The organism is Gammaproteobacteria bacterium, assembly GCA_032250735.1.
In the GTDB taxonomy this organism is placed as follows: domain Bacteria; phylum Pseudomonadota; class Gammaproteobacteria; order SZUA-152; family SZUA-152; genus SZUA-152.
Window position 1 is genome coordinate 64,687 of the sequence record JAVVEP010000012.1, and the last position, 22,486, is coordinate 87,172.

The 22,486-nt window shown below is 60.7% G+C and carries 24 protein-coding genes; 14 read left to right on the top strand and 10 right to left on the bottom strand.

Annotated features, from left to right (window positions below):
* The 5 genes from traF to RRB22_08810 all read right to left on the bottom strand — a co-directional run.
* A partial coding sequence (gene traF / locus RRB22_08790) for a conjugal transfer protein TraF (GenBank protein ID MDT8384498.1) occupies nt 1-1,136 on the bottom strand: 1,136 nt, incomplete at its 3' end.
* A gap of 121 nt (nt 1,137-1,257) precedes the next feature.
* On the bottom strand, nt 1,258-2,088 hold the full coding sequence (gene serB / locus RRB22_08795; GenBank protein MDT8384499.1) for a phosphoserine phosphatase SerB: 831 nt from the start codon (nt 2,086-2,088) through the stop codon (nt 1,258-1,260).
* Nucleotides 2,089-2,227: 139 nt separating this feature from the next.
* Complete coding sequence (locus tag RRB22_08800) at nt 2,228-3,139, bottom strand: fructosamine kinase family protein (GenBank protein MDT8384500.1); 912 nt, start codon at nt 3,137-3,139, stop codon at nt 2,228-2,230.
* A gap of 491 nt (nt 3,140-3,630) precedes the next feature.
* Nucleotides 3,631-3,939 carry a c-type cytochrome gene (locus RRB22_08805; protein MDT8384501.1) on the bottom strand — a complete coding sequence of 103 codons (309 nt, stop codon included), beginning with the start codon at nt 3,937-3,939 and terminating at the stop codon, nt 3,631-3,633.
* Nucleotides 3,940-4,360: 421 nt separating this feature from the next.
* Nucleotides 4,361-4,654, bottom strand: coding sequence for a DUF2782 domain-containing protein (locus tag RRB22_08810; GenBank protein MDT8384502.1), 294 nt, complete (start codon nt 4,652-4,654; stop codon nt 4,361-4,363).
* 116 nt (nt 4,655-4,770) lie between these two features.
* On the opposite strand from RRB22_08810, the gene polA reads away from it, so the two are divergent.
* A complete protein-coding gene (polA, locus tag RRB22_08815; GenBank protein ID MDT8384503.1) occupies nt 4,771-7,548 on the top strand; it encodes a DNA polymerase I in 2,778 nt (925 codons plus the stop codon).
* 221 nt (nt 7,549-7,769) lie between these two features.
* On the opposite strand, the gene yihA is transcribed toward polA, so the two are convergent.
* Entirely contained in the window at nt 7,770-8,366 is a 597-nt protein-coding gene (gene yihA, locus RRB22_08820; GenBank protein ID MDT8384504.1) for a ribosome biogenesis GTP-binding protein YihA/YsxC, read from the bottom strand.
* A gap of 195 nt (nt 8,367-8,561) precedes the next feature.
* Between yihA and RRB22_08825 the strand changes: the two genes are divergently transcribed.
* Nucleotides 8,562-8,897, top strand: coding sequence for a cytochrome c (locus RRB22_08825; GenBank protein ID MDT8384505.1), 336 nt, complete (start codon nt 8,562-8,564; stop codon nt 8,895-8,897).
* A gap of 104 nt (nt 8,898-9,001) precedes the next feature.
* Complete coding sequence (locus tag RRB22_08830; protein MDT8384506.1) at nt 9,002-9,646, top strand: c-type cytochrome; 645 nt, start codon at nt 9,002-9,004, stop codon at nt 9,644-9,646.
* Nucleotides 9,647-9,671: 25 nt separating this feature from the next.
* On the opposite strand, the gene RRB22_08835 is transcribed toward RRB22_08830, so the two are convergent.
* Complete coding sequence (locus tag RRB22_08835; GenBank protein MDT8384507.1) at nt 9,672-10,157, bottom strand: cyclic nucleotide-binding domain-containing protein; 486 nt, start codon at nt 10,155-10,157, stop codon at nt 9,672-9,674.
* A 196-nt stretch (nt 10,158-10,353) separates the two neighbouring features.
* Here RRB22_08835 and RRB22_08840 point away from each other — a divergent pair, with 196 nt between their 5' ends.
* From RRB22_08840 to hslR, 5 genes are all read left to right on the top strand, one after another.
* A complete protein-coding gene (locus RRB22_08840; protein ID MDT8384508.1) occupies nt 10,354-10,977 on the top strand; it encodes a thiol:disulfide interchange protein DsbA/DsbL in 624 nt (207 codons plus the stop codon).
* A 58-nt stretch (nt 10,978-11,035) separates the two neighbouring features.
* On the top strand, nt 11,036-12,667 hold the full coding sequence (locus RRB22_08845) for an acetolactate synthase large subunit (protein ID MDT8384509.1): 1,632 nt from the start codon (nt 11,036-11,038) through the stop codon (nt 12,665-12,667).
* 74 nt (nt 12,668-12,741) lie between these two features.
* Nucleotides 12,742-13,545: an endonuclease/exonuclease/phosphatase family protein gene (locus RRB22_08850; protein ID MDT8384510.1), complete on the top strand. Its 804-nt coding sequence runs from the start codon at nt 12,742-12,744 to the stop codon at nt 13,543-13,545.
* Between the two features lie 93 nt (nt 13,546-13,638).
* Nucleotides 13,639-15,279 carry a diguanylate cyclase gene (locus RRB22_08855; protein ID MDT8384511.1) on the top strand — a complete coding sequence of 547 codons (1,641 nt, stop codon included), beginning with the start codon at nt 13,639-13,641 and terminating at the stop codon, nt 15,277-15,279.
* 11 nt (nt 15,280-15,290) lie between these two features.
* On the top strand, nt 15,291-15,716 hold the full coding sequence (hslR, locus tag RRB22_08860; protein ID MDT8384512.1) for a ribosome-associated heat shock protein Hsp15: 426 nt from the start codon (nt 15,291-15,293) through the stop codon (nt 15,714-15,716).
* Between the two features lie 133 nt (nt 15,717-15,849).
* On the opposite strand, the gene RRB22_08865 is transcribed toward hslR, so the two are convergent.
* The 3 genes from RRB22_08865 to RRB22_08875 form a co-directional block, all read right to left on the bottom strand.
* Complete coding sequence (locus tag RRB22_08865) at nt 15,850-16,260, bottom strand: DUF6488 family protein (GenBank protein ID MDT8384513.1); 411 nt, start codon at nt 16,258-16,260, stop codon at nt 15,850-15,852.
* A gap of 139 nt (nt 16,261-16,399) precedes the next feature.
* The gene (locus RRB22_08870; GenBank protein MDT8384514.1) at nt 16,400-17,200 is read right to left on the bottom strand and encodes a HupE/UreJ family protein; all 801 of its coding nucleotides are present in this window, start codon (nt 17,198-17,200) and stop codon (nt 16,400-16,402) included.
* A 76-nt stretch (nt 17,201-17,276) separates the two neighbouring features.
* A complete protein-coding gene (locus RRB22_08875) occupies nt 17,277-17,687 on the bottom strand; it encodes a hypothetical protein (protein MDT8384515.1) in 411 nt (136 codons plus the stop codon).
* A gap of 176 nt (nt 17,688-17,863) precedes the next feature.
* Here RRB22_08875 and RRB22_08880 point away from each other — a divergent pair, with 176 nt between their 5' ends.
* The 6 genes from RRB22_08880 (at nt 17,864) to kdsC (ending at nt 22,456) form a co-directional block, all read left to right on the top strand.
* Nucleotides 17,864-18,208 carry a hypothetical protein gene (locus RRB22_08880; GenBank protein ID MDT8384516.1) on the top strand — a complete coding sequence of 115 codons (345 nt, stop codon included), beginning with the start codon at nt 17,864-17,866 and terminating at the stop codon, nt 18,206-18,208.
* A 127-nt stretch (nt 18,209-18,335) separates the two neighbouring features.
* Entirely contained in the window at nt 18,336-18,911 is a 576-nt protein-coding gene (locus RRB22_08885; GenBank protein ID MDT8384517.1) for a chorismate lyase, read from the top strand.
* A gap of 19 nt (nt 18,912-18,930) precedes the next feature.
* Complete coding sequence (gene ubiA, locus RRB22_08890; GenBank protein MDT8384518.1) at nt 18,931-19,869, top strand: 4-hydroxybenzoate octaprenyltransferase; 939 nt, start codon at nt 18,931-18,933, stop codon at nt 19,867-19,869.
* Between the two features lie 11 nt (nt 19,870-19,880).
* Nucleotides 19,881-20,864 carry a calcium/sodium antiporter gene (locus RRB22_08895; protein MDT8384519.1) on the top strand — a complete coding sequence of 328 codons (984 nt, stop codon included), beginning with the start codon at nt 19,881-19,883 and terminating at the stop codon, nt 20,862-20,864.
* 79 nt (nt 20,865-20,943) lie between these two features.
* On the top strand, nt 20,944-21,918 hold the full coding sequence (locus RRB22_08900; GenBank protein ID MDT8384520.1) for a KpsF/GutQ family sugar-phosphate isomerase: 975 nt from the start codon (nt 20,944-20,946) through the stop codon (nt 21,916-21,918).
* 13 nt (nt 21,919-21,931) lie between these two features.
* Nucleotides 21,932-22,456 (top strand): 3-deoxy-manno-octulosonate-8-phosphatase KdsC, encoded by a 525-nt coding sequence (gene kdsC, locus RRB22_08905; protein ID MDT8384521.1) that lies wholly within the window; start codon nt 21,932-21,934, stop codon nt 22,454-22,456.
* The last annotated feature ends 30 nt before the right edge of the window (nt 22,457-22,486 follow it).

The window sequence follows — 22,486 nt, forward strand, 5'->3', positions numbered from 1 at the left end:
CCCAGCTGGGCGGACAGGCCCTCGCCCTCATCACCGCTGTAACCGCCCACATCGAGATGCACCGTTTCACTTATAATGACGCCCAGGCCCAACGCACCGTAGGCGGCCTCGTCACCCGTCAGGTTTTGCTGGTAACCGGCCCGCAGGGCCAGCCAGCGCCAGGTCTGCCATTCCCAGCCGACGGCGGCGATCTGCGAGGGCAGGGCAAAACCCACCGGATCGTTTTCCAGCACATCCAGATTCAGCTCCAGCACGGAGTGGCGGCTCTTGTAGGCGAAGCCGGCCCGCAGCTGCGGTTCGATCCGGAATTCGTCACCGCTGTCGCCGTATTGATAGTTGCCCGGCACAATATTTTTGGCCACCAGGGCAAATTTCCACACCCCGACCTCCTTTAAAATGCCCAGGTCAAAGGTGAACTGGCTGCCCGTCTTGCGCCCACTGCGCGCGATATCGACGTCGGCGCTACGCAGCGGCTCGGTATAGCCATAGGCCTCGACCAGCAGAAATTTGGCGTTAAAACCGATCGCGACATTGCGCAACCAGCCCCGCTCTGCCTGGAGCACCTTGGCCGCAGAGACCCCGTTTTCGGTGATCCGAAAGCCGCGTTGCGCCAGTGCCGAGTTATAGGTGGCGGGATCCACTGTCAGAACATCGCCGCCAATCACCGGCTGCGCGGTGGAGGCCTCGTAGACATTGAAAAAGGCCGCGCCGCTGAGGATGCGGCTGGGAATCGCCAGCATGCCGGCCGCGCTGCTCGCGCGGCGATACAGGCCGCCGTCCATCGCCGTCAGGTGTGACTGTACGGCGGCCTGGTTGGCCGGATTATTGGCGCCATCCAGCACCTCGGCGGCCTGCTGAAAGGCGGCCAGTTCGTCCTCCACCTCGCCGGGGTCGCCAATCTGCTGGCTCACGGTCGGCGCGAGCAGGAACCACTCGTGAATCTCGTCCGCGGTGGTCAGCAGGGCCGGATTATTGAACACCGCATAGCGTGCGCCGGTGGCGACCCCCACCCCGCCCATCGCCATGCTGCGGGCATCAAACACACCAAACGGCATCGCCATCGCGGCCGGCGCCGTGAGCCCCATACACACTATCACCAGGGCGACCAGGGTTTTACCGTTAGACCTGTCCTGCATCGTGTTCACCGCACCGTTGTTTAGAATTGTTTTGCACATTGTTGTAATAATGCGTTTCAAAATTGTTTTCGCGTCTGGCCACCCTCTTCCGCAACATCCCCTGTAATCTGCCTACGCCAAACTATGCCAAAAAATCCAGCACCGCCTCCAGCCCACGATACTGAAAGGCCACATCGGCCTGCGCCCGCACCGCCGGCTTGGCATGATAGGCCACCCCCAGCCCGGCGATGCCCAGCATCTGCAGATCGTTGGCGCCATCGCCCATGGCGATCACCTGCCGGGGCGTGATCTGCAATTCGGCACACAGCTGCTGCAGATACGCCGCCTTGGCCTCGGCCCCGACGATGTCACCTTCGACATGCCCCTGCAACCGGCCATCCTCCTCGGCCAGCACATTGGCCAGTGTGTAGTCCAGACCCAGGCGCCGCTTGAGGCGCTCGGTAAAAAAGGTGAAGCCGCCGGACACCAGGGCCACCCGGATCTGGCGTTGCCTGAGCCCGTCCAGTAGCGCCTCCGCGCCGGGGTTGAGCCGCAGGCGTTCATCATAGACCCGTTGCAGGGCCGTCACCTCCAGCCCCTTGAGCAGGGCCACCCGCTTGCGCAGCGAGGCGGCGAAGTCCAGTTCTCCGCGCATGGCCGCCTCGGTGATGGCGGCGACCTGCGGCTTGCAGCCGACAAAATCGGCGATCTCGTCCACACACTCGATGTTGATGAGGGTGGAATCCATGTCCGTGATCAACAGCCGCACCGCGCCCGCCTCAAACCCCTCCGGCAGGGTATTGATGTCCACGCCGCAGACCTTGCGCAGGTGTTGCACGTCCTCGCGGCGGGCGACAGGGTGCTGCAGGCGAAAATGGCCGCCGTAGGACCGGGGCTCGGCGCCCAGGGTCCGGGTGATATGTTGCGCCTGTTCGGCGTCCAGGGTACTGCTGTGAATAAGGGTAACGGGCATGGGACTCAACTGACCACGGCGGCTAAAACGCTAGTTTACAGGCCGTCGCCCGCCGCTGCACTATTGCCGCACTATCGCCATCGTGCGTGCGCCATCCACCACCGACCGCCGCGGCCATGGCGCCCGCATTTGCGCCCCTTCAGCACTCCGCCAGCAGCCGATCCACCATCCCCTGCGCCTGCGCCAGGTAGCCACCGCCAAACAGATTATAGTGATTCAGGATGTGATAGAGGTTGTAGAGGGTCTTACGTGTGGCATAACCGGCGTCAAGCGGCCAGGCCGCCCCATAGGCCGCATAAAATTCGCGGGAGAAGCCGCCAAACAGCTCGGTCATCGCCAGATCGGTCTCGCGATCGCCGAAATACACCGCCGGGTCAAAGATCACCGGGCGGCCCTCCCCGTCAAAGGCGTAGTTACCGGACCACAGATCGCCATGCAGCCGCGAGGCCAGCGGCTGATAGTCGCTGAAAAAGGCCGCCAGGCCCGCCTGTAATCTTTCCACGCGCCGCACAAAGGCCAGACCCGCCCCGTTGGTGGCCGCCAGCTGCAGCTGATAGCCCAGACGCTGTTCGGCCCAAAACTGTACCCAGTCATTCGACCAGTCGTTGCGCTGCGGCGTGGCGCCAATGGTGTTGTCCCGGTGCCAGCCGAAGCGACCCGGTTCACCCGCCCCTGTGGAGGCCGCCGTACGATGCAGGGCAGCCAGACCCTCCCCCAGCAGGCGCTGGTCACCTTGTGCCTGCAGCGGCACATACTCCAGCACCAGAAAGGCATGCTCCCTGCTCAGGCCGCAGTGCAGCGGCCTCGGCACCCGCAGGTGGTCGCCCACGGCCAGCTCCACCAGCCCGTCCCGCTCGGCCTCGAACATCGCCACCGCCGACGGCCGGTGGGTTTTGACAAAATAGCGTCCCGCACCGTCCGCACCGTCCGCACCGTCCAGCACAAAGGCGGAACTGATGCAGCCACCCCCCACCGGCCGTGCACTGGCCTCCGCCAACGACACCCCTGTCGCGGCCTGCAACTGCGCGGAAATCTGTCCCCAATCCGGCATCTTCACCCCTCAACTGTCCCTACACCCACGCCCTTTCACCAGCCTATGCCGCAATATACCGACATCCTCCCCCGGCGCCAAAGGTGGACAGTCTCTCTACATATTAGCCCTTTCTTATTTATCATCTTAGCCAACATACTTAAGAACATTTCTAGCTTTGACGCGATAAGCGCCCGCCGGCAAAAGGAGATGTTCCCTTATCCACAAATCCTGTGGATAACTTTGTGTATAACATCGGGAAATCCGGCTGGCATGCCGGTAATCAGTGGCGTTGTCTTAAAATGGTCATAAATCAGACGCCTATTTTAGGCCTAATAAAACAAACACTTAGCAAAAAATTGTGTTTCTGCCGCCAATATTTTGCCGACATCAGCCGAAAAGCCGGCCGGCTGCGGGATACTGTGTATAAGGGGTCTCACCGGAAGTAATCGGGCATAAAAAAGGCCGGCACAGTGTGCCGGCCTTTCTGGGTCTTTCGACGGGTCTCTGGATTAGAGGCCCAGCACGAAATCGACCAGTGTGGCGATGTCGGCATCCGACACGCGAGGTGAGTAAGGAGGCATCGGAGCGCCACCGGTCACTGCGGTCCAGTTGCCCTTGCCACCCTTGCTCACTTTAGCGACCAGGGCTGCTTTGGCGCCGGCGTCACCCTTGTATTTGGCAGCCACGTCTTTCCAGGCTGGGCCGACAATTTTCTTTTCAACGCTGTGGCAGGCCAGGCAGCCGCTTTTCTTGGCCAGGGCCAGGTCAGCCGATGCCTGGGCAGAAACAAACAGCGCAGCCGCAGCTACAGGTACCATCAACCATTTTGAAACTTTCATTTGGATTTCCCCTTGAGATTTAGACTTATCAACTACTAATGGATTATAAATAACGCGATCTGCAGGCATGACTTCCTGCCCGAAAAAACCGTCATCTCCTCCCCCATTAATCCTTTAATATCACGTGCGGGACTCAATATCTGGGCCGGCCGCCGTTCCCCTTATTCCGGTACCGACGACCCTCTTTGGCGCTGTCGTGTACCGTAGGGCGGTTTTTATGCCATTCGCACCGGCTGCTGTCAAGTTCAGCGCAGGTTCAGCCTGGCTGTGCTTGCGCACTTCTGCGCCGATGGGGGGGTTATCCTGAGGATAACCAGGGAATATTGGCAGGCCGATAGGGTGGATCCTTGACGCAAAATATCCCTAAATCACCTGTTGATTTTCTATAAATTCCCTGCCGCTACCACTGCTTGATCACCCAGGCGGGGATCAGCAGATCCGAATCGGTATCATTCCTGCGGGTTTCCAGGTCGCCGTCTCCATCGCTGTCCACCAGATAGTAGGAGGGCCCCTTTTTGGGCGTCACCTTGATGGCGTAGAGCTTGCCGTTGACGCGCTTTTCCTCAACGATACCCGTCCCCTCTCCCTGAATAATGATCTCCCCGGAGGGCTCGGCCTCCTGGGCCTGGGCGGGCAGCGCCAGCAAGAACAGCCCCGTCAGGGACAGGCGGAAAATCAGACTACGTGATCGCATAAGCGTCAGCCTCAAAAAGGTAAATAGATGGTGCCATGGCGCAAAACAGCCGATAATCGCCGGCGGCCCATATCTCATTCTAATCCAATCCGGACCCAATCAACACTGATGGCAACATGAAACCCAGCGCGCAACTGATACTCGTCGACGGCTCCTCTTATCTCTACCGCGCCTTTCACGCCATGCCCTCGCTCACCACTTCCAGCGGCCACAACACCGGTGCCGTGTATGGGGTGACCAATATGCTGCGGCGCATGCTGCGGGAATTCCCCGGCGTGCCAGTGGTGGTGGTGTTCGACGCCAAGGGCAAGACCTTTCGTGACGAGCTCTACCCCGAATACAAGGCCCACCGCCCCCCCATGCCGGATGAGTTGCGCAAGCAGATACCGCCGTTGCACGCCATCGTCGAGGCCATGGGCCTGCCGCTGCTGGTGATCGACGGGGTGGAGGCTGATGACGTCATCGGCACCCTGGCCCGCCAGGCCACCGAGCAGGGCATGGACTGCATCATCTCCACCGGCGACAAGGACATGGCGCAGCTGGTCAATCAACACGTCACCCTGATGAACACCATGGACAACACCACCCTCGATCCGCAGGGGGTGGTGGAGAAGTTTGGCATCCCGCCTGAACGCATCATCGACTACCTCACCCTGATCGGCGATAGCGTCGACAACATCCCCGGCGTACCCAAGGTCGGGCCCAAGACGGCGGTCAAGTGGCTCGACCAGTACGGCTCCCTGGACGGTGTCATCGCTCACGCCGACGAGATCAAGGGCAAGGTGGGGGAGAACCTGCGTGCGGCGCTGGCACAGCTGCCGCTGTCGCACCAGCTGGCGACCATCCGCTGTGACGTGCCGCTGGCGTTCGGCCCCACCGAGCTCACCCCAAAACCGGCCGATACCGAACAATTAAAAAAGCTGTTTGCCGAGCTGGAGTTCCGCACCTGGTTGTCCGAACTGTTGCCCACGGCGACGGGGACGCCGACCCATGCCGACAGTAGCGCGGCGCCTGCTGCAGAAAGCACCGCAGGGCAGGGCGCCACGCCGCCCGAGGCCCACTACGAGATCATCCAGGACGAGGCCGCCTTCGACACCTGGCTGGAAAGGCTCCGCCAGGCCGAGCTGTTCGCCTTCGATACCGAGACCACCAGCCTGGACTACATGCAGGCGAAGATCGTCGGCGTCTCGTTCGCGGTGAGGGCAGGGGAGGCGGCCTATGTGCCCGTTGCCCATCAGGTCAGTCTGGAGGATGCCGGGCAGGGCGCCCAGCTCGACCGCGACTGGGTGCTGGAAAGGCTGCGCCCCCTGCTGGAGGACGCCACCAAGGCCAAACTCGGACAGAACCTCAAATACGACATGAGCGTGCTGGCCAATGCCACCACTGCAGCGAACGATCGGGGTATCACCCTGCGCGGCGTCGCCTTCGACACCATGCTGGAGTCCTACGTGCTCGACAGCACCGCCACCCGGCACGACATGGATTCGCTGGCGGTCAAATACCTGCACCGCAACACCATCCACTATGAAGACGTGGCGGGGAAGGGCGCCAAACAGGTGAGCTTCGACCAGGTGCCGATCAGCGCCGCCGGCCCCTATGCGGCCGAAGACGCCGACGTGACCCTGCAGCTGCATCAGGCGCTGTGGCCGAAACTGGCCGCCGAACCCCGCCTCGCCGCGCTGTTTCGCGACATCGAGATACCCCTGCTGACGGTGCTGTCGCGCATCGAACGCAACGGTGTGCTGATCGACGCCGCCCTGCTCACCGCGCAGAGCCGAGAGCTGGAACAGCGTCTGCGGGAGATCCAAGATGAGGCCTATGCGGTCGCGGGGGAGGAATTCAATCTCGCCTCGCCCAAGCAGATCCAGGCCATCCTGTTTGACCGGCTCGGCCTGCCGGTGCTGAAAAAGACCCCCAAGGGTGCGCCGTCCACCGCCGAGGAGGTGCTGGCGGAGCTGGCGCTGGATTTCCCCCTGCCCAGACTGCTGCTGGAACACCGGGGCATGAGCAAGCTCAAGTCCACCTATACCGACAAGCTGCCGCAACGCATCAACCCCGTGACCGGCCGCGTCCACACCTCCTATCATCAGGCGGTGGCCAGCACCGGGCGCCTGTCGTCCTCCGACCCCAACCTGCAAAACATCCCCATTCGCAGCGCCGAGGGCCGTCGTATCCGCCAGGCCTTTATCGCGCCGCCCGGCCACACCATCCTCGCCGCCGACTACTCACAGATCGAGCTGCGGATCATGGCCCACCTGTCGGACGACCCCAGTCTGCTGCAGGCCTTCTCCGCCGGGGAGGACATCCACCGCGCCACCGCCGCCGAGGTGTTCGGCCTGCCGCTGGAGGAGGTCGACACCGAGCAGCGCCGCAGCGCCAAGGCCATCAACTTCGGCCTGATCTACGGGATGTCGGCCTTTGGCCTGGCGCGCCAGCTGGGTATTCCTCGCGGCGATGCCCAAAAATACATCGACCTCTATTTCGAGCGTTACCCCGGTGTGCAAAATTTTATGGACAGCACCCGCGAAAGCGCCCGTGAACTGGGTTACGTGGAGACGGTATTCGGCCGGCGTCTGTACCTGCCGGAAATCAATCACCGCAACGGCCAGCGCCGCCAGTATGCCGAGCGCACCGCCATCAACGCCCCCATGCAGGGCACCGCTGCGGACATCATCAAGCGCGCGATGATCGCCGTGGCGCAATGGATAGACACCGCCGGACTGGATATCAAACTGATCATGCAGGTGCACGATGAGCTAGTGTTTGAGATCCGAGACGGGCAGGTCGAGGCGGCCCGGGCCGAGATCAACCGCCTGATGGTGGGGGTGGCCGAACTCAAGGTGCCCCTGGTGGTGGATATCGGTACCGGCAGCAATTGGGACGAGGCCCATTAATTCCAAACACGCCCGCCAAAAAAATTTCCTCAGGGATGAAACTTTTTCGGCCGTTGCCCCCTCTTATAAACTGAGCAGGTGCGATGCCTGCTCCCCGTCTCCCTCCCTGACGGGCACATACATCCGGCGTCCCCAACGTCGGATATTTTGGCCCCGGTATGACCTACCCCTTAATTTTTACTGGTCTACCGGGGTTTTTTTTGCCCGCCCGAAACACCCAGCTACCCCAGCCACGTGTCCAGCACCTTATAAACCTCATCCAGCCCGGTGCCCTTGGTCGAGGAGAACAGCTGCACGCTGCTGAGGCCGTCCGGCGAGTGGGCGGCCAGTTCCCGCTGCACCTGCAACAGGGCATTCTGTGCCGCGCCGCGCTTCAGTTTGTCCGCCTTGGTCAGCAGGATATGCACCGGCATGCCCACCTCCCAGCACCAGCTCAATAACTGCTGATCGATCTCCTTGAGCGGGTGGCGCACATCCATCAACAGGATCAGCCCCCGTAGCGACTGGCGGCTCGACAGGTATTGCTCCATGGTCTGCTGCCAGCGCCGCTTTATCGCCTCCGGCACCTTGGCATAACCATAGCCCGGCAGGTCCACCAGACAGCGCGATTCATCCAGACGGAAGAAGTTGATCAACTGGGTCCGCCCCGGGGTTTTACTGGTGCGGGCCAGCGCCTTCTGGCCGGTTATACGATTGATTGCACTGGATTTTCCGGCATTGGAGCGGCCGGCAAAGGCCACCTCCGCCCCCTCATCGGGCGGTAGTTTGTCGAGCTGGGCCACACTGATATCAAAAACGGCTGCACGATACTGCGCCATGCCGGCACCCCTATTTTCGCCCCACGGGGCATTATGGAAAATTGTGAAAAAATGCTTGATCAACCGCGACTACGGCCCAAATTCCCTAATTCCATTGGCAATTTTCCGTCAGCTGCAATAATCTATCCGCTCTCCGTATGCCGCAGGGGAACAGAAGCGGGACTCTAACAAACGCGGCTACAAGTGGAAACGAATATGACGCAGGTGAAGAGACCCCGGCCAGGACTATTTCGTGCGATGGCGCTGTCGCTGGGGCTTTGCCTGTTGGGCACAGGACCGGTACTGGCCGAGGGCAGCGTGGCATCCGGTACCGAAAAGGCCCGTGCCTGCCAGGTCTGCCACGGCAAGGGCGGGCACAGCACCAATCCCACCTATCCCAGACTGGCCGGCCAACATGCCGCCTATATCGAAAAACAGTTGCGCGCCTTCCGCGCCGGCACCCGCAAAGACCCCATCATGAACGGCATGGCCGCCCCGCTGTCAGACCAGGACATTGAAGATCTGGCCGCCTTTTTCCAGAGCGTCCCCTAGGTCTTACACGAGACACTTAACTACATTCCTGCACCCGCCCACTGGCGCCCACGGCGCCACGACCAGGGTCTACACTTAACCACACGCTTTTGGAGGCCAGTAAGATGACACTTTCGCGAATCGCCCTCTGCGCATTAATCAGTATAACCGCAAATACTTATGCGGCCGCTGTCACGCCGGACGACAGGCAGGGCAATGCCGAGACGGGGCAGGCCAAGTCCGCCACCTGCCAGGGCTGCCATGGGCCGGACGGCAATAGCTTCAGCCCGGACTGGCCGAATCTCGCCCAGCAGAACACCGCCTATCTCGCCAAGCAGATTCATGATTTTCAGTCCGGCGCACGCCAGGACCCCACCATGTCCAGCATGGTGACCGGTCTCAACGAACAGGATATTCGGGATATTGCCGCCTATTTCGCCACCCAGACCGTGAGGGCCGAGCCGGCGGCAGGCTCCGGTCTCGGCCAAAAGATCTATCTGGGCGGTAATCACTACAGTCGCCTACCGGCCTGTGCCGGTTGCCATGGGCCCAACGGGGCCGGCAATGGCCCGGGGGCGATCCCCAGTCTGGCGGGGCAAAAATCGGGCTATGTGACCAAGGCGCTGCACGATTTCAAAACCGAGGCCCGCAGCAATGACCGCAACAGGATCATGCGCGACATCGCGGCCAAGATGACCGACAAGGAGATCGATGCCGTCGCGCTGTTTCTGGCCGGCATGGGGGCAGAGGCCGGCACGGCCGGAAACTAGTCCGTCGTGCGGGAGCTGCCGGGGCTTACTTGCGACCGGGTCCGTAGAAGTAGCTGTTGAAGGTGGAGATATCCTGGCTGACCTGGCGGAACAGGTGATCCAGGCTGACAATCGCATGCTCCAGCAGGTTCACCGCGATATAGGGGTGCTCCACCCGCAGGCGTTTGTACATGGCCCGGCTCAGTTTCAGCAGACGGGTGTCATCGACCAGCGCCTTGGCCCGTACCGAGCGCGGGTTGCGGTCAAAAAAGGACATCTCGCCCATCAGCTCGCCGGCCTTGATATGGCCCACCTGCGATTCGGCCTTGTCGCCCGCGTATAACGCGGTCTCGCCGGCGATCACAAAATACAGCGCCTCACCCACATCGCCGATCTCGGCGATCACTTCACCCTTGTTAAAAGTCACCAGCTCGGTGTAATCGATCAGGGTGGTGACCTCCTTGATGGTCAGCGACTCACACAGGTACTGCTGATTTAAAAATTGCGCCAGATCGATCTTTTCAGAGACCATGGGGTCATACTCCTTGCTTGGGCCTATTGGTTGACGTGCCTGTAATTGCCGCCACGTGACTGCTACGGTCTAGCATAAACCATTGACGCGAAGACGAAAATCTCTGCCGGCCGTTTGCGGCCGGTTTCATTGCGTTCAATCAATGATTTGGATAGGCTCACGCGCCAGCCCGAAAAAAAATCACGAGGTCGATTTCATGAAAAACATCACGTCCCCACTGCTCGCCGCGATTGCCATTTTCGCCCTGGGCCTTGTTGGCACCAGCCAGCTGATGGCCGCCGAGGGCTATGAATTGATTACCCCGCCCCAGCCCACCACCAGCGGCGATCAGGTCGAGGTCGTGGAGCTGTTCTGGTATGGCTGCCCGCACTGCTACCGCCTGGAGCCCTTCGTCGAACGCTGGCTGCAGCGCAAACCCGCAAACGTCAAATTTGTGCGCATGCCCGGCGTGTTTCGTGACAGCTGGGAGATCCACGCCCGCGCCTACTACACTGCAGAGATCCTCAACGTCGTGGACAAGGTCCACCGCCCCATGTTCGAGGCGATCCACGAACAGAAGCGCCGCATGGATGACGAGGCCTCCATCATGGGACTGTTCAATGCCCAGGGCGTCTCCAGCGAGGATTTCAAACGCGTGTTTCACTCCTTCGCGGTAGAGACCAAACTCCGTCGCGCCAAGGATATGGGCCAGCGCTACGGCGCCAAGGGAGTGCCGGCACTGATCGTCAATGGCAAATACCGTACCGGCGCCCAGGAGGCCGGCGGCAATGCCAAGGTCTTCACGGTGGTCAACCAGCTGGTCAAACAGGAAGGCCGCTAGCCGCTGTCGGCCGCGCCGTCTGTACACTGCGGGCCGTCGGTAGGGAATACATCACACCATGAAAGCTGCTGAACTGTTTGTTCGCTGTCTCGAGAACGAGGGCGTCGAGGTCATCTTCGGCATTCCGGGCGAGGAAAATCTGGATATCATGGATGCCCTGCTGGATTCCCACATCCAGTTTGTCACCACCCGCCACGAGCAGGGCGCGGCCTTCATGGCCGATGTCTATGGGCGCCTCACCGGGCGGGCCGGGGTCTGCATGTCCACCCTCGGTCCCGGCGCCACCAACCTGATCACCGGGGTGGCCGATGCCAATATGGATCACGCGCCCCTAGTGGCCATCGCCGGCCAGGCCGACACCCATCGCCTGCACAAGGAATCCCATCAGGTGCTGGATCTGGAGGAGCTGTTCCGCAGTTTCACCAAATTCAGCTCGCGCATCCTGGTGCCGGAGATCATCACCGAGGTGACCCGCAAGGCCTTCAAGCTGGCGCAGGCGGAAAAAACCGGGGCCTGCTTTATCGAATTCCCCGAAAACATCGCCTGCATGGAGATCGAAGACACGCCGCTGCGGGTCAAGCACGCCGACACGCCCGAGCCGCCGGCGGGCCGCGTCACCTATGCCGCGCAGGTGATCTCCAACGCCCGCCAGCCCATCATCCTGGCCGGCAATGGCGTGGTGCGCGCCGGCGCCTGGGCGGAGCTGGCCGAGTTTGCGAAGCGGCTCAACATCCCCGTCACCAACACCTTCATGGCCAAGGGGGTGCTGCCGTTCAAACACCCCATGGCGCTGGGCAGTGCCGGGCTGCAATCGCAGGATTACGTCAATTTCGGTTTCGCCGAGGCCGACGCCATCATCTGCATCGGCTACGACCTGGTGGAATATCACCCGCGCCTGTGGCACCCGACCCGTGATCGCACCATCGTCCACATTGACAGCTCACCGGCCGAAGTGGACGCTCACTATCCGGTCTGCGTCGGCGTGGTGGGGGACATCAGGCATTCGCTGAACCGCATCGCGGAGCAGACCACGCCCCACGTGGGACACAAATTGCGCCCGCTGCGCAAGGCGCTGATCAAGGAGATGGAACAGCATCAGGACGACCGTAGCTGCCCGCTGAAACCCCAAAAGATCATCTGGGATCTGCGTACCGCCCTCGACCTGCAGGATACCGTGATCTGCGACGTTGGCGCCCACAAGATGTGGATGGCGCGCATGTTCCGCTGCGAATACCCCAACACCTGCCTGATCTCCAACGGCTTCGCCAGCATGGGCATCGCCGTACCCGGCGCCATCGCCGCCCGTCTGGCGCAACCGCAGCGCAAGGTGGTGGCGGTGACCGGTGACGGCGGATTTATGATGAACGTTCAGGAAATCGAGACCGCGGTCCGTTTAAGGCTGGCAATGGTGGTGCTCATCTGGAACGACTCCGGCTACGGCCTCATCGAGTGGAAACAGATGAACCAGTTCGGGCGGCCGTCGAACGTGACCTTCGGCAATCCCGATTTCGTCAAGCTGGCGGAGTCTTTTGGCGCCAGGGGTTATCGTATCGAGGCCGCCGAGCAGTTGCTGCCCACCCTGAAACAGGCGCTGGCCGACGACGCGGTGAGCATCATCGACTGTCCGGTGGACTACAGTGAAAACCTGCGCCTGACGGAAACCCTCGGCGAGATGATTATTCACCTGTAAAAGGTGTTAAACAGAACCCCGTTACCGATCAAACAAGACCAATCAAACATCACCGAGCACACAAGCCCGACGACATGCACAGCATACCGATCCCCGATCCCCTAGAAGACACCGCCAGCGGCACCCGGCTGCGCCTGCTCAGCTACAACATTCAGGTGGGCATCGGCTCCAAGCGCTATCGGGATTATGTCACCGAGAGCTGGAAGCACGTGCTGCCGCACGCCCAGCTCTACACCAACCTGGACCACATCGCCCGCGCCATCAGCGACTTCGATATCGTCGCCCTGCAGGAGGTCGATGCCGGCAGCCTGCGCAGCAGCTTCATCAACCAGACCGAATACCTGGCCACCCACGCCGGCTTTCCCTTCTGGCATCATCAGACCAACCGCAACCTTGGCAAGATCGCCGCCCACAGCAATGGCCTGCTGAGCCGCTATCGGCCCGCGCAGATTCACGACCACAAGCTGCCCGGCCTGTTTCCGGGTCGCGGCGTAATGGTGGTGCGCTACGGGCAGCAGGACAATCCGCTGGTGCTGCTGATCCTGCACATGGCGCTGGGCAAGCGGGCGCGCCAGCGTCAGTTTGAATACGTGATCCGCATCGTCAATCAGTATGAGCACGTGGTGGTGATGGGCGATCTCAACTGCCAGCCCGACAGTCGCGAGATGCAGTTCCTGATCGCCGCCACCGACCTGTGCGAGCCCTGCCACGACCTCAAGACCTTTCCCAGCTGGCGGCCGGCACGCACCCTTGACCACATCCTCATCTCCACCAGTCTCACCGTGCATGACGTGCATGTCCTGCAGCACCTGCACTCCGACCACCTGCCCATCGCCATGGAAATCACCCTGCCGGACGATTTCCACATTGCGGCCTGAGCCGGTGGCCGTCAGTAACCGGTTCGGCATAACCGTTAATCGCGGCCGTCGCCGGCCCTATTTTCTTCCGCCAGGAATGCCTACACTCTGCCCATGAGCGAAGAAAACTGGAAACAAAAATACCTCGACAGTCTCGACCGGCTCGAAAAGAAGGAACAGCAGTGGCAGAACACCGAGTCCCTGCTGAAACAGGGACTCACCCGCGTCGCCCTGGCCGCCGAGGGACAGGACGCCAAACTGGACGACGACCTCGCGCTGCTGCGCAAGACCCTGCGCCAGGACATCGATGTCGCGCATCTCGAACAGGCGGTGAACGCACTAACCCAGTCCGTCACCCGGCTGGATGAAACCCGCAATGACAACCACACCGCCCACAGCCCGCAACAACTCCTGGGCCACTGGCTGGACAGCCTGTCATTTCCCGGCCCGCTCAAAACCCGCAGCAAGGAATTGCGCCGGCAGATCGATGCCACCCACAGCCTCACCGAAATGGAAGACCCGCTGCGCGAACTCGCCAAGCTGGTCAACGAGGCCCTGCAACACGAAGACCCTTCCGCACCGGCGAGTGGCCCGGCGCAGCCAACCAGCAGCAGCGGTGGCTTTTTCAGCCGACTGTTTGGTGGTGAGGGCGCGGGCCGCGCCCCGGCCGCCGACCAGTCTGCCACAGCGGCCAGCCCCCAGATCGGCGATTTCTGCATCCAGCTACTGGACACCCTGAGCCTGCCCGCGGCGCTCACCGACCAGGTCGAAAGCCTCAAGGATAAATTGGGGGAAGGGCTGTCGGCGCGCTCCGTCGCACCCGCGCTCACCGCCATCGCCAATCTCATCTCCGCCATGCGCCGGCAGATGGAGGATGAGAACAAGGAGTTGCAGGCCTTTTTGCAGCAGCTCGGCGACAAGCTAAAGGAGATCGACCAGAACCTCTCCGGCGCACAGGACTCCCACCTGGCCTCCATGAGCAGCGGCCGCGACTTTGACGCCGTGGTGCATGCCCACGTCAAGGACATCGAATCCACCGTCGACGCCGCGCCGGAATCCAGCCAGCTCAAGCAGCAGATCCAGGGCCGCCTCGATGCCATCCGTGAACACCTCGACCAGTATCGTCAGGCGGAAGAGTCACGCCAACATCAATTAGAGGCCCAGCTGGCGCAGCTCAACAGCCGTGTCCACGGAATGGAAAACGAGGGCGAAAACCTGCGCCGGCGGCTACAGGAAAAACACGAGCAGGCGGTGCGCGATCCACTCACCGGCCTCTACAACCGCCTCGCTTACGATGATCGCATCGTGCAGGAATTCGCCCGCTGCAAGCGTTATGGCCAACCTCTGGTGCTGATGATGGTCGACATCGATCACTTCAAAAACGTCAACGACACCTACGGCCACAAGGCCGGTGACAAGGCCCTGGTGCTGATTGCCGAACAGATCCGCAACAACCTGCGCGAAAGCGATTTCCTGGCCCGCCTCGGCGGCGAGGAGTTCGTGATCCTGATGACGGAAACCAGCCTCGACTCCGCCATCGTCGCCGCCGGCAAACTGCTCAAGGCGGTCGAGCGGTGTCAGTTCCATTATCAAAACGCGCAGGTCGTCATCACCATCTCCGCCGGCCTCGCCCAACTGCGAAAAGACGACAGCACCGAGACCCTGTTCCAGCGCGCCGACGAAGCCATGTACCGCGCCAAGCAGGCCGGCCGCAATCGCTGTCTGGTCGAACAGCCGGCCGCAGCCGCCGACTGACGATTCCACACATGGCCCGCCAGGCAGCAGACTCCCACTCCGGCGCCGACAACGGGCAAAAGGTCCGTCTCGACAAATGGCTATGGGCCGCCCGCTTTTACAAAACCCGCGCGCTCGCCACCGAGGCCATCAAAGGCGGCAAGGTCAGCGTCAATGGCCAGCGCGCCAAACCCAGCCGCGAACTGGAAGTAGGTGATACCCTAAGCCTGCGGCAGGGGTTTGATGAAAAGACCGTTGTAGTGCGAGATTTATCCGACAAGCGCGGCCCCGCAACAACTGCCCAGCAGCTCTATCAAGAGACAGAAGAAAGTGTTGCCAAACGTGAAAAGGAAAAAGCGCTACGACAGCTTTCTGCCGCGCAACGGCCACACGGAGAGGGCAGGCCGTCGAAACGGGAGCGACGGTTGATCCATCGGTTTACGCGGGCGGATTCGTGATGGGGTGTGGGGGCTGCTGAACCCGAAACTGAAAGCAGTCCTCCGCAAAAAATCAGGGAACGGCGGGAAACCGTCCCATAGCGTTCTTTAAAGCAAGCCAGGTGAGCACAGAATTCATGCTCACCTGGACAATTTAATTACCGGTGTAGTTGGCTGCAATAAAGTGGCCATCCAGGCTAAAAAACAAGAATAAAGTTTGCTTCGCTGTATCCTTTATCTTGTCATTCTTAAATGTAATCACCCACTCTGGGCCTTTCGAATAGACCTTCTGATCAATGCTGGCGGCGCTTATTCCTGACCAGGTCGCATCTATTTTTCCCGCATCGGCCATTTGTTTCACTTTCTTTGATGCTTTGTTGATGGCGGCATCACTGGAAATTGGCCCATGAGAATGGCCTCCATCACTGTCGTGCTCATGGCCTGCGCCGGCCATTATTGGTGCGCAAAAGAGTAATGGTAACAATAGCAATAGTGTTGTCGTTAAGTTTTTCATAAATACCTCTTTATATTTAGTTAATTGAATCTTTATGTTGTGAGGGCTCATCGTGTGAGTGCTCTCCATTCTTGTCATGATCATGTCCGTGATCAGGACAACCTGTCACCGAAACAAGAACAAAGCTGGCTATCAATATAAAAAATAATGCACGCATTAAGAATCTCCTGCAATTAGCATTAGCTGGGTTTTAGTCGATTGAATCGTGAGTGGTTTCTTTAATAGTTTTAGCAGCGCGCTCTTCATCCATTCGTATATGATCGTGAACATGATTGTCCGCACTAAAGCCAAACTCATCGGGATCGCTGACATGGGAATAACCGTGCATCTGCATCATAAACAGGACAAAACCCGCAAAGATCAGCCCATAATTTGACATCACGCTGAAGGGTTTAAAGGATTCCGCTTTTCGCCAGCTTGCCAGCAACAGCAACATCACAGCCAATGCCATTATTTGGCCCACCTCTATGCCTATATTGAAAGAGATGATGTTCATCAACAGCTGATCCTCACTCAACGGTAATTGTTGAAGTCGCGTCGACAAGCCAAGGCCGTGAATTAGACCTAAGCCTGTAATCATTGCCAACATGTGAGGCGGCTTAACATCCAGGTATTTCCTGAAGCCATCAAGATTGGCGAAGGCGATGTAACAGACGCTTAAGGCGATAACTGCATCAATTAAGAAGTAATTGACTTGAATGCCATTAAAGGTGGCAAAGATGAGCGTGACACTATGTCCAAGAGTGAATGCCGTGATGTATTTGACAATGTCTCTGAATCTGGTCAGTAAAAAAACGATACCAAATACAAACAACAAATGATCGTAGCCCGATAACATATGGGTGGCGCCAATCCACAGGTAACGTAGATTCCCTCCCTCCATGATGGATAGTTTTTCAGCTTCTGACATGCCATGCCCAAAGGCTTGGTTGGCTATTAGCAGTGCTAAAGCAGCCAAAAGCCATCGTGATGGTTTGATCACAGATAACATAAATACCTCGATAATAGTTTTCCTAAGACGATCATTATCGTCTTACACTGATTAGAGTTTGTTTGGAGCGCGGAACTTAGGAAAAACGAGGTGGGGCTCGGGGATTTATCGTTGAGTAATAAAGATAATTAAGTTTCGTATTGATAACGACGGGCAGCTCAATACTGACAGATGCAGAGCGAACCGGCTGCCGGTGTGCTCGTGTAACAATAAAGCCGGAAGGCTTTTCATACTTATTTTTTGCTGTTGTGCTGCACTCGTGATCGAGATCTACGACATTGGCATGATCCGCTTGATGCGAAAATTCAATGGCATCATAATGATCAACCATAGATTGGTGGGCATGAGCCGCACTCTGATGCTGATGATGGCTACCATCGTGATCGTGAAGTTCTGCCAAGTGGATATGCGCAGTTGCCGACTGCATTGACAGGAATGCAGTGATGAGCACAAATAGCAATGCGATATTTAGTCGGTATTTGATCACGTTTATACGAAGCGCTTTGTTAAGAGTGAAAAGCATATCAAACCGTGTTGGCGTCCGCCAGCTTATACTATCTTCACCCTGTAAAGGTAAATTATGTCCAATGTCTGCATCGGTCGACAGCCGCCGTTCGATGTTACTGGCGACCGAATCCGCACTACATTGCAGACTATAAACAAATGATTAAATTCCCTACATCACTGCCAGCCTATGCTGACCCAAGCCTTGAGGCAGCGCTCAAAAATGGAATCGAGCAGCTGGACGCCAGGCTGTTGCCTTTGCAACAGGGCTTAACTGCTGGTGGGTACGCCCTTTACGAACCATTCAGCGTGATGATTATTAGTGCGGCTGAGGAAGAGGGTCGGTTGCTGGTTAAAGCCGGCATTTTTTATCGCGGGGTGATTGCGGGGTGTAGTTGTGCGGATGATCCTTCGCCGACGGATGAGACCAGTGAGTATTGTGAGGTGATGTTTGAGATTGATCGGGTGACGGGGGAGGGGAGTGTCACTCTTGTATCTGGGTAGGTTGGGCTGAGCTGCGGCTAACCCCAACGACTGTTTTGTAGCCCGGGGACAGACCTGAGGTCTGTCCCCTCCCATCCGCAACTTGCGGTACAATCCCCCCTCTCAAAACTACCCAGCAGTATCCACTGTGACCAACCCACACCTCGGCAAACATCAACTCGAACCCCACTGGCAGGCCCACACCTCCCTTGCCCGTCACGCTGCGCCGGCGGATCTACTGGACTGGTTACTGGACCCCACGTCGTTGACCCGTCGACTGCAACTGACTTGCGATGGTCGGTTTCGGGTCGCGCCCACCGGCCAGTACTGGCAACGGCCGATGCTGAACGAGGCGCAGGCCCTCGGCGTGCGGCCCCACGAGCGCTGCTTCGTGCGCGAGGTGCAGCTGCTGTGCGACGATCAGCCGTGGGTGTTTGCGCGCACGGTGATCCCGGTGCGCAGCCTGGGCGGCTCGCGCCGGCGCCTGTCCCGACTGGGCAAGCGGCCCCTGGGGGCGGTGCTGTTTGCCGATCCAACGATGCGGCGCAGTGCTATCGAGATCGCCCAGCTGTTGCCGGGCCAGCCGCTGTTTGCCCGGGCCACGGCCGGCCTGCCGACACCGCCGGCCAGCATCTGGGGCCGACGTTCGGCCTTCTTTCTGAATCACAAACCGCTGCTGGTCAGCGAGATTTTTCTGCCGCCGATCTGCCCTCAGCCGGCCTAGTCGGCTACAGTACGGACCCATGACCACATCCATCACCAGCACCGGCCTGAATCGAGCCCTCATCAGGCACCGCAGCTATTACTACGCGCTACTGATGCGCCTGAACCGCCCCATCGGTACCTATCTACTGCTATGGCCGACGGTGTGGGCGCTGTGGATTGCGGGGCAGGGCCAGCCCCATCCGGGCGTGACCCTGGTGTTCGTGCTCGGGGTCATCCTGATGCGCTCCGCCGGCTGCGTGATCAACGACTATGCCGATCGTGACTTTGACCCGCATGTGGCGCGCACCCGCAACCGGCCCATCGCCGCCGGCCAGGTGAGCCCGCGCGAGGCCCTGGTGCTGTTCGCGGTCCTCTGCCTGCTGGCCTTCGCCCTGGTGCTGACCCTCAATACGCTGACCATCCTCCTGTCGCTGGGCGGCGCGCTGCTCGCCGGGATCTACCCCTTCATGAAGCGCTACACCTATCTGCCGCAGGTGTTTCTGGGGCTGGCCTTTGGCTGGGCGGTGCCCATGGCCTTCGCCGCGCAGACCGGCGGGGTACCGCTGGTGGCCTGGCTGCTGCTGACCGCCACCGTGCTGTGGGCCACGGCCTACGACAGCATGTACGCGATGGTGGATATCGAGGACGACTTGAAGATCGGTGTCAAATCCACCGCCATCCTGTTTGGGGACGCCGATCGCATAGTGATCGGTAGCCTGCAGTGCATGCTGCTGCTGACCCTGTGGATCGTCGGCAACAACCTGGGCCTGGGGCTGTTCTATTTCCTCGGCCTTGGGGTGGCCGCCGGGCTCAGCGTGTACCAGCAATTCCTGATCCGCGACCGCAGCCCCGAGGGCTGCTTCAAGGCCTTCCTCAACAATCACTGGTTCGGGGCGGCGATCTTTGCCGGCCTGGTGCTGCATTACGGATTCACCACCCCGGCGGCCTCCACCGCCACCACGATGGGAGGCCTGTAAGGCTGATGCTGATGTCCTGGCTGGCTGTGCTCGGCGGTTTTATCCTCCTGGTGTGGAGCGCCGAGCGCTTTGTCCACGGCGCGGCGGGGCTGGCGGGCAACCTCGGCGTCTCGCCACTGATCATCGGCATGACCATCATGGGTTTCGGCACCTCGGCGCCGGAGATGCTGGTGTCCGGGATGGCGGCCAGCAACGGCAATCCGGCCATGGGCATCGGTAATGCGCTGGGCTCCAATATCACCAATATCGCCCTGGTGCTGGGCGCCACGGCCCTGCTCGTACCACTCTCGGTGCACTCCCGGATCCTGCGCCGCGAGTACCCGATGCTGTTCGCGATCACCCTGCTGGCCGGGGTGCTGATGTTGGATGGCGAACTGGGCGTGCTGGATGGCGGCATCCTGCTCAGCGGCACCGGCCTGCTCGTCGGCTGGATGATCTGGATGAGCAAACAGGCCCCGCCGGCCGCCGCCGGCCTGCCCGAGCCCGACCCGCTGAGCAGCGAATTCGAAAGCGAGGTCCCCACCGACCTGAGCACCGGCCGGGCCCTGCTGTGGGTCGCGCTGGGGCTGGTGGTGCTGGTGCTCAGCTCCCGCCTGCTGGTCTGGGGGGCGGTGAATATCGCCCAGGACCTGGGGGTCAGCGACCTCATCATCGGCCTCACCATCATCGCCGTCGGCACCAGCCTGCCGGAACTGGCGGCCTCGGTGATGAGCGCCCTCAAGGGCGAGGACGACATGGCGGTGGGCAACATCCTCGGCTCCAATATGTTCAACCTGCTGGCGGTGCTGGCACTGCCCGGGCTGATCGCACCCAGCCTGCTGGAGCCGGCGGTTATGCAACGCGACTTCCCCGTCATGCTAGGATTCACCATCGCCCTGTTCCTGATGGCCTACGGGTTTCGGGGGCCGGGACGCATCAATCGCCTGGAAGGGGGAGTGTTGCTGGCGGGCTTCATCGCCTATATGACCTGGCTGGGCTTCTCTGGTTTTGCGTGACAGGTTTTGTGTGACAGGTTTACACCAGGGCAACACACCGGTAGAGCCGGCCGAAAACGGACGCACCCACGATAACGACATGAACAACACCAACATCGAACAAATGGCCCGCGCGGTCATCGACACCGAGGCCAGGGCCGTGGCCGACCTGGCCGGGCGCATCGGTCCGAGCTTCATCCACGCCTGCCGTTTCATGTACGACTGCGAGGGCCGTATCGTGGTGCTGGGCATGGGCAAGTCCGGCCACATCGGCGCCAAGATCGCCGCCACCCTGGCCAGCACCGGCAGCCCGGCCTTTTTTGTCCACCCCGGCGAGGCCAGCCACGGTGACATGGGCATGATCACCGGCGACGACGTGGTGCTGGCCCTGTCCAATTCCGGCGAGACCGCCGAGATCCTCACCATCCTGCCGCTGATCAAGCGCCTCGGCGTGCCGCTCATCGCCCTTACCGGCAACACCCGGTCCGCCCTGGCCAGGGCCGCCGACGCCCATCTCGACGTGAGCGTGGAAAAGGAGGCCTGTCCGCTCGGCCTGGCGCCGACCTCAAGCACCACGGCGGCCCTGGTTATGGGTGACGCGCTGGCGGTATCACTGCTCGAACAGCGGGGATTTACCACCGATGACTTTGCCCTCTCCCACCCCGGCGGCTCGCTGGGTCGGCGCCTGTTGCTGCACGTCGAGGATGTGATGCACAGCGGCGGGCAGATCCCCTGCGTGGCCGAGACGGCCAGCCTCAGCGAGGCCCTGCTGGAGATGACCAAAAAGGGCCTGGGCATGACCGGCATCGTCGATGCCGCCGGCCGGCTCGCCGGCATCTTCACCGACGGCGACCTGCGCCGGGTGCTGGATCACGGCGAGGTCAATGTGCACCAGATCCGCATCGCCGAGGTGATGACCCGGCACTGCAAGACCGCGCAGGCCAGACAGCTGGCGGTGGAGGTGCTGAGCCTGATGGAGCAGCACAAAATCAATTCACTGATGGTGGTCGATGGCGAACAGCGCCCGGTCGGCGCCCTCAACATGCACGACCTGCTGCGCGCGGGCGTGGTTTAAGGGAACCCTGACGATGAAAGACATCCTGGCCCGCGCGGCCCACATCAAACTGCTGGTGTTCGACGTCGATGGCGTGCTCACCGATGGCCGGCTGATCTACGGCGACGACGGCCAGGAATACAAGGCCTTCCATTCGCGCGACGGCCACGGCATGAAGATGCTGCAACAGTCCGGCGTGACGGTGGCGATCATCACCGGTCGCAACTCCAGCGTGGTCGACCACCGCATGACCAACCTCGGCATCCAGCACGTCTATCAGGGCAAGGCGGACAAGCTGCCCGCCTTCGAGGCCCTCATCGGCGAGCTGGGGCTGGCCCCGGAGCAGGTCGCCTACATGGGTGACGACGTGGTGGACCTGCCCATCATGCTGCGCGCCGGCCTGGCGGTGGCCCCCAGCGACGCCCATCCCCTGGTCTGCCAGCATGCCCACTGGCAGACCCCCCATGCCGGCGGCCAGGGGGCGGCGCGCGATCTCTGCGAGCTGATCATGGAGGCGCAGGGCACGCTGGCGCGCGAAATGCAGCACTACCTCAACTGAACCACGCCCTGCTGACCCCGCCGACAGACC